The organism is Anaerococcus hydrogenalis (assembly GCF_002871895.1).
In the GTDB taxonomy this organism is placed as follows: domain Bacteria; phylum Bacillota; class Clostridia; order Tissierellales; family Peptoniphilaceae; genus Anaerococcus; species Anaerococcus hydrogenalis.
In genome coordinates, this window is the sequence record NZ_PNHP01000002.1 from 181,887 (window position 1) to 193,928 (window position 12,042).

General features: G+C 29.1%; 11 protein-coding genes and 1 tRNA gene. 1 reads left to right on the forward strand and 11 read right to left on the reverse strand.

The genetic code is table 11. From position 1 onward, the window contains the following. Nucleotides 1-5: 5 nt before the first annotated feature. The 10 genes from prmC to CJ192_RS03895 all read right to left on the reverse strand — a co-directional run bounded on the left by prmC (nt 6) and on the right by CJ192_RS03895 (nt 10,015). Entirely contained in the window at nt 6-797 is a 792-nt protein-coding gene (prmC, locus tag CJ192_RS03850; RefSeq protein ID WP_004817397.1) for a peptide chain release factor N(5)-glutamine methyltransferase, read from the reverse strand. 35 nt (nt 798-832) lie between these two features. Then, a complete protein-coding gene (rpmE, locus tag CJ192_RS03855) occupies nt 833-1,039 on the reverse strand; it encodes a 50S ribosomal protein L31 (RefSeq protein ID WP_004815185.1) in 207 nt (68 codons plus the stop codon). A 64-nt stretch (nt 1,040-1,103) separates the two neighbouring features. Then, nucleotides 1,104-1,694 (reverse strand): TVP38/TMEM64 family protein, encoded by a 591-nt coding sequence (locus CJ192_RS03860; protein WP_102197840.1) that lies wholly within the window; start codon nt 1,692-1,694, stop codon nt 1,104-1,106. A gap of 51 nt (nt 1,695-1,745) precedes the next feature. Continuing rightward, the gene (gene rho, locus CJ192_RS03865; RefSeq protein WP_004817313.1) at nt 1,746-3,095 is read right to left on the reverse strand and encodes a transcription termination factor Rho; all 1,350 of its coding nucleotides are present in this window, start codon (nt 3,093-3,095) and stop codon (nt 1,746-1,748) included. Between the two features lie 52 nt (nt 3,096-3,147). Continuing rightward, the gene (gene fba, locus CJ192_RS03870; protein WP_004817287.1) at nt 3,148-4,014 is read right to left on the reverse strand and encodes a class II fructose-1,6-bisphosphate aldolase; all 867 of its coding nucleotides are present in this window, start codon (nt 4,012-4,014) and stop codon (nt 3,148-3,150) included. A 9-nt stretch (nt 4,015-4,023) separates the two neighbouring features. Then, nucleotides 4,024-4,323 (reverse strand): thioredoxin, encoded by a 300-nt coding sequence (locus CJ192_RS03875; protein WP_102197841.1) that lies wholly within the window; start codon nt 4,321-4,323, stop codon nt 4,024-4,026. Then, nucleotides 4,314-6,032 (reverse strand): proline--tRNA ligase, encoded by a 1,719-nt coding sequence (locus CJ192_RS03880; protein ID WP_102197842.1) that lies wholly within the window; start codon nt 6,030-6,032, stop codon nt 4,314-4,316. The genes CJ192_RS03875 and CJ192_RS03880 overlap by 10 nt, the downstream gene beginning before the upstream one ends. 65 nt (nt 6,033-6,097) lie before the next feature. Further along, entirely contained in the window at nt 6,098-6,589 is a 492-nt protein-coding gene (locus CJ192_RS03885) for a PTS sugar transporter subunit IIA (RefSeq protein WP_102197843.1), read from the reverse strand. A gap of 3 nt (nt 6,590-6,592) precedes the next feature. Next, the gene (locus tag CJ192_RS03890) at nt 6,593-8,680 is read right to left on the reverse strand and encodes a Tex-like N-terminal domain-containing protein (RefSeq protein ID WP_102197844.1); all 2,088 of its coding nucleotides are present in this window, start codon (nt 8,678-8,680) and stop codon (nt 6,593-6,595) included. Nucleotides 8,681-8,830: 150 nt separating this feature from the next. Beyond that, a complete protein-coding gene (locus CJ192_RS03895; RefSeq protein ID WP_102197845.1) occupies nt 8,831-10,015 on the reverse strand; it encodes a hypothetical protein in 1,185 nt (394 codons plus the stop codon). A 96-nt stretch (nt 10,016-10,111) separates the two neighbouring features. Here CJ192_RS03895 and CJ192_RS03900 point away from each other — a divergent pair. After that, nucleotides 10,112-10,187 (forward strand) — tRNA-Thr (locus CJ192_RS03900). A gap of 345 nt (nt 10,188-10,532) precedes the next feature. Here the strand turns inward: CJ192_RS03900 and CJ192_RS03905 are convergent. Continuing rightward, nucleotides 10,533-11,987, reverse strand: coding sequence for a carbon starvation CstA family protein (locus tag CJ192_RS03905; protein ID WP_102197846.1), 1,455 nt, complete (start codon nt 11,985-11,987; stop codon nt 10,533-10,535). Nucleotides 11,988-12,042 lie beyond the last annotated feature (55 nt).

The following is a 12,042-nucleotide window of genomic DNA, read 5'->3' on the forward strand; positions in this document are numbered from 1 at the left end:
CCTCCTTAGATACAAGCTATTATAATTCTATCAAAATCATTAAAATCCTTGTAAGCTCTTATATCCTTATATCCTTCTTCTTTTAATAGGTTAATTATAGGATTTTTTTGATCATAACCTATCTCTAAATATATTTTACCATTTTTATTAAGAAATTTTTTTGCATTTAAAATTATTTTTCTATAAAAAAATAGGCCATCATCTCCACCCAAAAGGGCATTTTGTGGTTCATAAGATAATTTTTTATCTAGGTTTTCGAAATCTTCCTTATTTATATAAGGTGGATTTGATACAATAATATCAAATTTCCCTTCTACATTTGAAAAAATATCACTTTCTTTAAATTCAACATTTTTTATAGATAAGTTTTTTTTATTTTCCTTAGAAAGATTAATAGCATCCTTAGAAATATCAATTCCAAGAACCTTTGAGTTTTTCAAATTATAAGAAAGCGCCAAAGAAATAGCCCCTGATCCTGAACCTATATCTAAAATCTTATCTTTTTTTACCTTATCATTGATAATCATATCTACAAGAATTTCTGTTTCATATCTTGGTATTAGAGCTCTTTTATCAACTAATAAATCTAGACCATAAAAATTCCACTTGCCAATTGCATATTGGAGTGGATATCCTTTACTAATCTTATCTTGTATCTTTAAAAGCTTTTCTTCTATATCCTTTTCTAATTTTTCTTCTTTTTTTAGATATAAAAGATTTTTATTTGTATTTAATAAATATGTAAGAGCAATGATCAAATCATCATTTTCTTTTTCTAAAATATCTTTAATTTTCATAAATACATATAAAAAATAAGGTTAGAAACCTAACCTTATTTATTTCTTCCATATTTTTTATTGAACTTCTCTACATTACCACCACGGTCAGAAAATCTTTGTTTTCCTGTATAGAATGGATGGCATTGTGAACATACTTCAACTTTGATTTCTTCTTCTGTTGAACCAACAGTGAATTCATTACCACATGATGTACAAACAACTTTTGCTTGGTGGTATTCTGGATGTAGTTCTTTTTTCATATAAACACCTCTTCTTGTCTCTTTCAATAAGCAATAATGATTATACCATACAGATATTTATCTTTCAAGCAAAACTTTTAAATATTGTTTTAATTCCCAAAACAAGTCCCATTGAATATAAAAATATTGATGGTGGTTTACAAAATAGGATAATTTTTACAAAAGTTTTAAATTCCATATCAGTAAGTCCTGAAAAATAACATAAAAAATCATCAGGAGCAACAGGCAATAAAATTGCCCAAGCAAAAAATTTATTATATTTTTCATGCCTTAACCATTTATGATATTTTTGAAAATTTTCTTTTCCAAATATAGCAAGGACCACTTCTTTACCAAAAAATCTAGAAATAAAAAAAACTATAACAGATCCTAGGCAAATAGAAATATAATTATAAATAAATCCCCACAAAGGTCCAAACATCACAACCCCAAAAGCAGTTGTAAGACCACCAGGAATTACGGGTATAATTATTTGGATTATTTGCAAAATCATAAAAATAATGGGAGACCATACACCGTACTGGTTTAAAAATTTTCTAAGGCTTGATACAGAGGTGAAAATTCCCATTTTGTACCCCTTATAGCCTAAATAAATTGAAATTAATAAAACAAGTACGCTTATTAGGTCTATAATATTTTTTGTTCTAACTTTCATAAAAAATCCTAACTTAAATTAAAATATCTTTTCTTTATTTACATTTTACCTTTAAATTTTGTAGGTTTTATTAATAATATCAACAAATTCTTCGTTAGATTGGCATTTACCCATTAAATTTATGAGCTCTTTAGTAAATTCAGACTTATCTTTCATAGATGAATTTCTAATTTTATAAACTGCATCTATTTCTTTTTCTGATAATAATAAATTATCTTTTCTAGTTGAAGATTTTTCTATATCGATTGCGGGAAAAATCCTTTTTTGTGAAAGATTTCTATCAAGGTGTAATTCCATATTACCTGTTCCCTTAAATTCTTCATAAACCATATCATCCATCCTTGAACCTGTATCTACAAGGGCTGTAGCTATAATTGTAAGTGATCCCCCACCTTCAATGTTTCTTGCTGCTCCAAAAAATTTCTTCGGGCCTACAAGAGCTAAAGGATCAAGACCTCCTGAAAGAGTCCTACCTGATTGTGGAGTCATAATATTATAAGCTCTTGCAAGTCTAGTAATAGAATCTAGTAAAATTACAACATCCTTATTATCTTCAACCAATCTTTTTGCCCTTTCAAGAACCATCTCTTGCATATAAATATGGTTTTGAGGAGCCTTATCAAAAGTTGAAGCTGCAACTTCTGTCCTTGTAAGCTCATTATCCTTATCCCTATATTGGTTTACAAATCTTTTAAAATCTGTAACTTCTTCTGGTCTTTCATCAATTAATAAAACCAAAATTTTTAGATCATCAAAGTTTTTTTCCAAGGCATATTCAATATCTTTAATTAAGGTAGTTTTTCCAGCTTTAGGTTGGGATACTATAAGTCCTCTTTGTCCTCTTCCAATTGGAGCGATTATATCTATAATTTTTTGAGAAATGTTATCCTTACTTGTTTCAAGTTTTAATCTTTGGTTTGGGTAAATTGGAGTGAGTGATTCAAAATTTGACCTATTAAAAGCATCAGCTGCCTTTAGGCCATTAACATCAGATACAAAAATTAAGGGAGAAAATTTATCTTTATCTTTTTTTACTCTTGCGATTCCTTTTATAAAATCGCCTGTTTTTAGTCTAAACATTTTTACTTGTTTAGGAGACACATATATATCATCATTGCTTGATTCGTAAAGCTCTGTTCTTAAAAATCCAAATCCATCTTCATGCAAATCTAAAAGACCTTCACAATTAAATTTTTCGCCTAAGTCAAAATTATCATTTTGATCATATCCTTCATCTGAGTGATTTTTATCATATAAAGATTCTTTTTCATATGTATCCTTAATTATTTCAATCAAATCATTTTTCCTATAAGATGAAACAGATTTTATAGAAAGCTCTTTGCCTATTTCTCTTAACTCATCAAGCTTTAATCCTTCTAATTTATTTATATCTATATCCATATTTTTCCTTTTTATAAAAATATACGGAGCCTTTAGGCTCCGTATTTATTTTTTATTTTGCTGAATTTTCACATTCGAAAAATTCTATTTTTTCTCTTACTTTATCTTTTATAGCTTCAAATCCTGGTTTTAATACTTTTCTAGGGTCAAATCCCTTAGCTTCTTTGTCTTTATTTTCTTCGAAATATTTTCTTGTAGCTTCTGTAAATACTATTTGACATTCAGTATTAATATTGATTTTTGAAACTCCTCTTTCGATAGCTTTTTTAACTTGTTCTTCAGGAATTCCTGTACCACCATGAAGAACTAGAGGAAGTTTTCCAACTGCATCTTTAATTTCTTCAAGTCTTTCAAAGTTAAGTCCTTGCCAATTTTCTGGATATACACCGTGGATATTACCAATTCCTGCTGCTAAGAAATCTACTCCAAGAGAAGCTACTTTTTTGCATTCTTCAGGATCAGCTAACTCTCCTGTAGAAACAACTCCGTCTTCTTCTCCACCGATACCACCAACTTCTGCTTCTACAGATACATTTTTAGCATGGCATAGTTCAACTATTTCTTTAGTTTTTTCAACATTTTCATCAATTGGAAGACTTGAACCATCAAACATTATTGAAGTAAATCCAGCTTCTAGAGCTTTTTTTGCACCTTCATATGAACCATGGTCTAAGTGAAGAGCAACTGGAACTGTGATATTTAAATCTTTATCAAGTCCTTGAACCATTTTTGCTACTACATTAAATCCACCCATATATTTTGCAGCACCTTCAGAAACTCCCAATATTACTGATGAATTTTTTTCTTGGCAAGTTTCAAGGATTGCCTTTGTCCACTCAAGGTTATTTATATTGAAATGACCAATACCATATCCGTTTTCATAAGCTTTGTCTAACATTTCTTTTGCATTAACTAACATATTCGCTCCTTAAATATTTTTTAGTAAATTTATATTAAAATCATTACCGTTTTTTCTATCCTTAGTTATTGAAACTAAAGATGGTATTTGATTAATACCCATTTTTTTTAATAAGTCTCTATTTTTGTCTATATCTATTATAATTTTTCTTATATTTTTGTATGAGTCCTCTTCTTCTTTTAAAAAATCTTCTTTAACCTTAATTGAAAAATTAGACCAATTTGCATGAAATAGAGCTATTATTTTTGAATTATCAACTAATAATTCTCTTATATATTTTGGTGATATTTTATGATCAATTATTTGCATAAATCTTCTTTTATAGATGTAACTATTTTTTCAATAGCCTCGTCTGATGACATTTTCAAATTTTCCATATCAGATCTTTTAGAAAATTCTACTATATCATCGCTAGCATCTTTTCCTACAGTAATTCTATAAGGACAGCCTACAAGATCTCTGTCGTTAAATTTAACTCCAGCTCTTTCTTTTCTGTCATCAAGCATTACTTCTATTCCTTGGTCTAATAAAGATTCATAAATTTTTTCAGCCAATTGTTTTTGATCTTCCTTGTTTTTGTTAACAAGGGTTATCCAAGCCTCAAAAGGTGCAACCTTTGTTGGCCATATAATTCCATTATCATCATAATTTTGCTCAATTATAGCTGAAATAGACCTTGTAATTCCTATTCCATAAGATCCCATTATAAATGGTTTTTGCTTACCATTTTCATCTAAGAAATATGCTTCAAGACTTTCAGAATATTTTGTTCCTAATTGAAAAATATTTCCTACTTCTATACCACGAGCAATTTTAAGCTCTTCTTTTCCATCTAAAGAAAGGTCCCCTTCTTTTGCTGTTAAAAGATCATCGGCAATTTCACCATCAAAATCTCTTTTAAAGTTTGCATTTATAAAGTGATGGTCAGTTTTATTTGCTCCAATTACTAAATTTCTATATCTAGTAATGGACTTATCAACGATTAATCTAACATCTTCTTTTAAATCTTTCGGACCTGTAAATCCTGGTTCTGCTCCAGTAATTTTTCTTATTGTTTCATCATCCATCATTTCGATTTCATGTTCTGGAACTTGCAAATAAGAAATTAATTTTGCCATATTTAATTCCCTATCTCCTGGAACAAGAACAAGAACTGGATTTCCTTGGACTAATAAGTCAACTGCTTTTGCACATTTGTTTTGGTCTATTTTTAGAAAATTGGAAACTTCTTCTATAGTTTTAGTATCCTTAGTTTGGACTAATTCTATTTCTTTTTCCTCTTCATTTTCATCTATATCTAGGAAAAATTTAGCTGATTCATCTGTAGCTGCATAATCAGAATTTTCTGTATAGAAGATTTCTCCTTCTCCAGTTTCGGCAAGAGCCATAAATTCATGACTTGTATTTCCACCCATAGCTCCAGAATCGCCTTCTACGATTTTATAATCAAGTCCTAAGGCATCAAATACTTCTACATATGCATCCCACATTTTTTGGTAAGATTTTTCCAATCCTTCCATATCAACATCAAATGAATAAGCATCTTTCATTATAAAATCTCTTGACCTATTTATTCCAAATCTTGGTCTTTTTTCATCCCTAAATTTAGATACAATTTGGTAGAGATTTAGGGGTAATTGCTTGTATGAATTTAATTCATCTTTTATAAGTGAAGTAAATTGTTCTTCTGCTGTAGGTCCTAGGCAATATTCTCTGTCATGTCTATCTTTTATTTTAAACATTTCTGGTCCAAAATTTTGCCATCTACCAGATTTTTCCCAAATATCTTTGCTTTGTAATACTGATGTTGAAACTTCTATGGAATCATATTTTTCCATTGATTTTCTTACAATATTTTCTATTTTATTTATTACTCTCATGCCAAGTGGTAGGTAGGAGTAAACTCCAGATGAAGTTTTTCTTATAAAAGCTCCCCTTACCAACAATTTATGGCTTTGAGTTTCTGCATCTTGAGGATCATCTCTTAATGTAGGCATATAATATTTCGATAATCTCATTTATCCTCCAATTTTTTATAATTTATCCACCTAAAAATATTATCACAGACAAATTATTTTATCAATTATTCAACAATTGTAACTGTTTGAACTTCATCTCCACAATTTGCATCAAAGTTTATTTCTGATAAGGTATTTGCTTCAAGATTTGCTACAATACAAGGTGTTATTAATGAAGGAACCTTATCTTTTATTTTTTCAATATCTACTGATAAAACTTTATCTCCCTTATTAACCCTATCTCCAACTTTTACGTGAGGAGTAAACCCATCACCTTTTAATTCTACAGTTTCAAGTCCAAAGTGAACCAAAACTTCAATTCCTTCATCTGTTTTTATTCCTATAGCATGATATCCATCTGGTTGAAGGGTAACTTCTCCACTTACTGGTGCAAAAACTTCCCCATCAGATGGGATTACTGCAAAGCCATCTCCTACCATTTTTTCAGCAAAAACTGGATCTGGAACTTCTTCTAATTTTACTACTTTTCCATTAACAGGGCTTGCTATCGAAACTTTTTTCTCATCATTTTTTTTCTTTTTAAAAAAATTAAACATATTTTACTCCTTAATATTTTTCATCGATAAACCTATTCTTTCTCTTTTTTTATCGATTTCAATTACTTTTACCTTTATTATATCAGAATTTGTAACAATCTCATTAGGATCTTTAATAAATTTATCGCTCATATTTGAAATATGGACAAGCCCATCGATTCCAACCCCTATATCTACAAAGCAACCAAATTCTGTAATATTTCTAACAGTACCTTCTAATATATCGCCTTCATTTAAATCATCGATCGATAAAACTTCACTTTTTGTTATTACTTCTGGAAGTTCATCCCTAGGATCACGTCCTGGTTTTTTTAGCTCATCTATTATATCCTCTAATGTTAATACCCCAACATCAAGATCTGTCGCACATTTTTCCAAGTCAATATTTTCTAAATCATAATCGACAAGCTTTTTAGCTATTTTATAACTTTCTGGATGGACAGCAGTATTATCTAAAAAATTTGGGGAATCAGGAAATCTCAAAAATCCAGCTGCCATTTTATAAGTTTTATCTCCAAGACCTTTAACTTTTTTTAAATCTTTTCTTTCTACTATTTCTCCATTTTTAAAATCTTCTTCTATTCTTTTGGCAAGATTTAAATTTAAGCCTGAAACATAGGATAGTAATTTGTAAGAGGCATTATTAATATTTACTCCAACTTCATTTACACTATCTTCAACAACTTTTGAAAGTTCTTCATCCAATTTTTTTTGATTTATGTCATGTTGATATTGACCAACTCCCAAATGTTTTGGATCTATTTTTACAAGCTCTGCCATAGGATCTTGAAGCCTTCTTGCCATTGAGATTGCTCCTCTTATTGTAACATCTAAGTCTGGAAATTCTTCTTCTCCAAGCTTTGATGCTGAATATACTGAAGCACCAGCTTCATTTACAATTGCATAGGAAACTCCATCAACCTCTTTTAATAATTTATTTACTACAGCTTCAGTTTCCCTACTTGCAGTTGCATTTCCTAAGGCAATTATATCAACATGGTATTTTTTTATAAAATTTTTCAAAAGATCTATGGCTTCTCTTTCTTTTGAGTGAGGTTTTACTGGATAAATCACAGCTTGGTCTAAATATTTTCCATGCTTATCAATTACTGCAACCTTACAACCTGTCCTATATCCTGGGTCAAGGCCAATTATATTTTTATCCTTAATTGGTCTTTGCAAAATATATGGTTTTAGGTTTTTTGAAAAAACTTTTATTGACTCTTCTTCTGCTTTTTCAGTTAACTTATTTTTTATTTCAGTTGTTATAGTTGGAATTAAAAGTCTCTTATAAGAATCTTCTATAGCTTTTTTTATCAAGGATTCTGTATAGTCATTATTAGATTTATAAAGATTTTTAATTAAAGTTAGGTTATAATTATCTGTAAATTCTAACTTTACAGTCAAATCGTTATTTTTTTCTGCCCTATTTAATGCCAAAATTTGAAAAGGCTTTAGATTCTTGATCTTTTCATTAAAATCATAATAATTTTCATAGGTTAAATCTTCATCTTCCTTTTTTTCTGCCAAAATTCTTGCCCTAACCAGTCCATCTCTTCTTATAATATTTTTTGCCTCAATATTGTTTGCCACATCTTCCGCCAAAATATCCAAGGACTTATTTATAGCATCATCCTCATCATCAATGCCTTCTTTTATGTATTTTTTAGCAAAGGAAAGTGCCTCTTCTTCACTTTGAGCCTTCATTAATATATCATCCAAAAGTTCCATTAGTCCAAGTTCTTTTGCCTTATCAGCCCTTGTTTTTCTTTTTTTCTTAAAAGGAGCATAGATATCTTCAAGCTCTGTCAAAGTTTTAGCTTGGTCTATTTGCTCTTTTAATTTTTCATCAAGTTTTTCTTGATTTTCTAAAGATGTAAGAATTTCTTCTTTTCTTTTTTGAAAATTTCTAAGTCTTGTTAGTCCGCTTTCTATATCTCTAATTTCTGTATCTTTTAGACCACCAGTTTTTTCTTTTCTATATCTCGCAATAAAAGCAACTGTTGAGCCTTCATCTAATAATTTGATTACCTCATCAATGCTTTTTTCCTTAATAGATAATTCTTCTGAAAGAATTTTTGATATTTCCATTACTACCTCACTAATTTATCTTAAATTACAAAAATATAGGAAATTTCCTATATTTAAAAATCAAAATATTTTTTTACATACAAAAATATTATACTCTTTTTTTAATAAAATTAAAAAGCTCCTTAAATCACATAGATTTAAGGAGTAGAATTAATTTTCTGTTATATAATTTATCTTATATTTTGGGAAATTCATAGAAATTGTCCTACCTTGAAATTTATCCCCAAATTCTCTATCAAGCTCATACAAGTTTGATGGGTCATAAAAAACAACCTTAGAATTTTTTGCTTTTTGTGGAATTAAATCAAGTTGAAACTTATATTTTCCCCTATTTTTTGAATAATCTAATAATAAGTCAATAAACCTTCCATAATCATAGTCGTTGAAATTTTCAAATTCTAAATCAACCTTAAATTCATTATCTTGCCTAATATCTGCAATACACTTATTAGACTTGTAGGATTTCTTCACCCCATCGGATAAATTTGTAAGGGAAATCATAGTTATAAGTTTATTATTTTTATCATTTATTAGGTTTATCAAATCATTTTGGTCCATATTATTCTTAAAATCATCTAGGTTAATATGGTCAAATTTTTCCTTGTTTAATTCATCTTCAATATCATTAAGATTCAACCTTCTTGTTTGAGTCTTATCTAAATCTTCCTCTTTTTCTATATTATTATGACTATCATTTTCTTTTTTCAAAACCTTCCTATCGTTATTTTTGCTTATGTTAGGAGATTTTTTCTTAAAAGGAATATTTAGATCATCAAACCTCATTCTTCCCTTATTTTCCTTCATAGTATCTACCCTTTTGTAGGTATTACACAAGGTTGTAAAAACCATAAATAAAAATGAAAGGCTTGTTAGTAAATTTAAAATATTTTTATAAATCCCATCTCCAGGAGCAAAAATATTTAAAATAAGCATCAATAAAAATGGAAGAGATCCAGTATAAGAAAAGAATTTTTTAATTGGATTGTCCTTGGATTTTTCTTTTTCTACTGGTTTTTTATCCTTAAAAAGTTCCTTTTTCTTTTTATTTTTCATAAGTCTTTTTATATTTTTATAGGCAAAAATAAAAAATCCTATACCATACATAACCCAAATAATAAGTTTCGTAGTTGGAAAATTTGCATAAATATCAAAGGGTATAAGCCTAATTACCATATCAAATATAAAGGTAAAGACTAACAAAAACATTCCTAATTTAAGTAGGACTTTTGATATTAAAAACAAAATAACCAATCCAACTAAGACGGCTACTATAACTAAGGGTATGTTAATTTCATTTAAAATAGCATATATTCTATCATAATTTAAATTATCCATATTACCACCTTTTAGACAATTATACCAAAAATTATCATAAATTAGAAATCTATATTTATTGATTATAAGGATATTTTTCGTATAATAAAATTATAGGCTGGAATAGCTCAATCGGTAGAGCAATTGTATCGTAAACAAAAGGTTGCGGGTTCAAGTCCTGTTTCCAGCTCCAAAATAAAATCGTCAATAGATGGTTTCAAGCTGTTGACAAACTAAAAATTTACCCATTTCGACCGAGTGCAACGAGCGGAGAAATCTCATGAGATCTCTCCATGCGTTCGTTTCACTCACACTAAAACATATTTGCTACGCAAACTTATTCGTGCTTTCGCACTTAGCTTTAGGGATAAATATTCCAAATCAAGGCATATTTATCTAGTCGATATGGGTTATAGCACAATTTTATTTTTGAATTATTAATATATTATTAAACTGACTTTGTCTACGCTCTAAAACCGTCAATAGACGGTTTTTTTTATTTATTAAAAAAGACCAGCAAGGCTGATCTTTTAATGAATTAATCTAATATAATATTTTTTATTTCGTTTCTTCTTTTATTCGCATTTTTTACAATAAATACACCATATAAAACTGCAATTATTGCGCCCAATGCATAGGCAATTTTTAAATCAAGACCAAAACCAATCTTTTTTGCACTTATTATGAAGGTAAATACAATAAATGTGTAAAAAATTCCTGGTATCAAGGTCATCAAATATTTCTTATTATTTATAATCAAGTATGTCGTTGCAACAGCAAGGGCAAATATAGCCACAAATTGATTGGTAAATCCAAAATATCTCCATAAAATATTAAATCCATTAGGATTAGATTTAGCAAAAACAAGAATAATTACTGCAGGTACAAATAAAACAGCTGCAACTATTGCTCTTTTAAAACCTGATCTTTGGTCAATATTTAATTCTTCTGAAACAATTAATCTTAAGGACCTAAAAGCTGTATCACCACTTGTAATTGGAAGTGCTATTACACCAATTATTGCTAAATATCCACCAACTGAACCCATGAAATTTCTAGAAATTTGTCCAACCATTAAGGTACCAGCTGTATCTAGAGCTGATTTTCCTGATGAAAATAAAACTAAGGCACCTGCTGCCCAAACCATGGCTATAAAACCTTCTGTAATCATTGTAGAATAAAAAGTTCCCATAGCTTCTTTTTCTTTAGCGACTGTTCTTGATACAAGAGTTACTTGAGATCCATGAAATCCTGAAAGGATACCACAAGCTACAGTTATAAAAAATGAAGGTATAAATTTTTGACCATCAGGGTGATCATAAAACAATCCATAGCCCTCAAATTGTAAATGAGAAAGCCCTTTCATAAGAATCCCTATAAATACTCCAAGTGATGAAATCAACAAGAAAGCACCAAAGATTGGATAAATTCTTCCAATTAATTTATCAATTGGTAAAACCGTTGAAAGAATATAATAAATAAAAATAATTCCATATATAATCCAGATAATATTTGAATTAGGACTAAGCCCCATAATATCATGTGCAATCAAATCTCCTGGAGTATAAACAAAAACTGTTCCAGTTAGAAGTAATAAAATTGCTATAACAACATTATAAAATCGTTTGACATTTGTTCCTAAATATTTACCAACTAACTTTGGAACCTGACTTCCACCATTTCTCATAGAAATCATTCCTGTTGCATAATCATGAACAGCTCCTGCAAAAACGCATCCTAATGGAATTGCTAAAAAAGCAATCGGCCCAAATAAAATACCTTGGATAGGACCTAGAATTGGCCCAGTTCCAGCAATATTTAATAAATTTATCAACCAATTTTTCTTTTTACTCATAGTAACATAATCAACACCGTCTGCTTTTCTTACAGCTGGGGTTTCTCTATCATCTGGTTGAAATTGACTTTCAACAACTTTTGAATAGAGTATAGCTCCAAAAATAAGGATGGCAAGACCAATAAAAAATAATATCATATATCCTCCTTATTAAAAATTAATTCTCTTAAATTATAAATCAAACTAAAATAAA

What these genes read in the sequence shown, in the direction of transcription:
- CJ192_RS03895 (WP_102197845.1), bottom strand. Translation starts at nt 10,015, where the DNA reads ATGGATAATTTAAATTATGATAGAATATATGCTATTTTAAATGAAATT.
- CJ192_RS03875 (WP_102197841.1), bottom strand. Translation starts at nt 4,323, where the DNA reads ATGCAAATAATTGATCATAAAATATCACCAAAATATATAAGAGAATTA.
- rho (WP_004817313.1), bottom strand. Translation starts at nt 3,095, where the DNA reads ATGGATATAGATATAAATAAATTAGAAGGATTAAAGCTTGATGAGTTA.
- rpmE (WP_004815185.1), bottom strand. Translation starts at nt 1,039, where the DNA reads ATGAAAAAAGAACTACATCCAGAATACCACCAAGCAAAAGTTGTTTGT.
- CJ192_RS03885 (WP_102197843.1), bottom strand. Translation starts at nt 6,589, where the DNA reads ATGTTTAATTTTTTTAAAAAGAAAAAAAATGATGAGAAAAAAGTTTCG.
- CJ192_RS03890 (WP_102197844.1), bottom strand. Translation starts at nt 8,680, where the DNA reads ATGGAAATATCAAAAATTCTTTCAGAAGAATTATCTATTAAGGAAAAA.
- CJ192_RS03860 (WP_102197840.1), bottom strand. Translation starts at nt 1,694, where the DNA reads ATGAAAGTTAGAACAAAAAATATTATAGACCTAATAAGCGTACTTGTT.
- fba (WP_004817287.1), bottom strand. Translation starts at nt 4,014, where the DNA reads ATGTTAGTTAATGCAAAAGAAATGTTAGACAAAGCTTATGAAAACGGA.
- CJ192_RS03880 (WP_102197842.1), bottom strand. Translation starts at nt 6,032, where the DNA reads ATGAGATTATCGAAATATTATATGCCTACATTAAGAGATGATCCTCAA.
- prmC (WP_004817397.1), bottom strand. Translation starts at nt 797, where the DNA reads ATGAAAATTAAAGATATTTTAGAAAAAGAAAATGATGATTTGATCATT.
- CJ192_RS03905 (WP_102197846.1), bottom strand. Translation starts at nt 11,987, where the DNA reads ATGATATTATTTTTTATTGGTCTTGCCATCCTTATTTTTGGAGCTATA.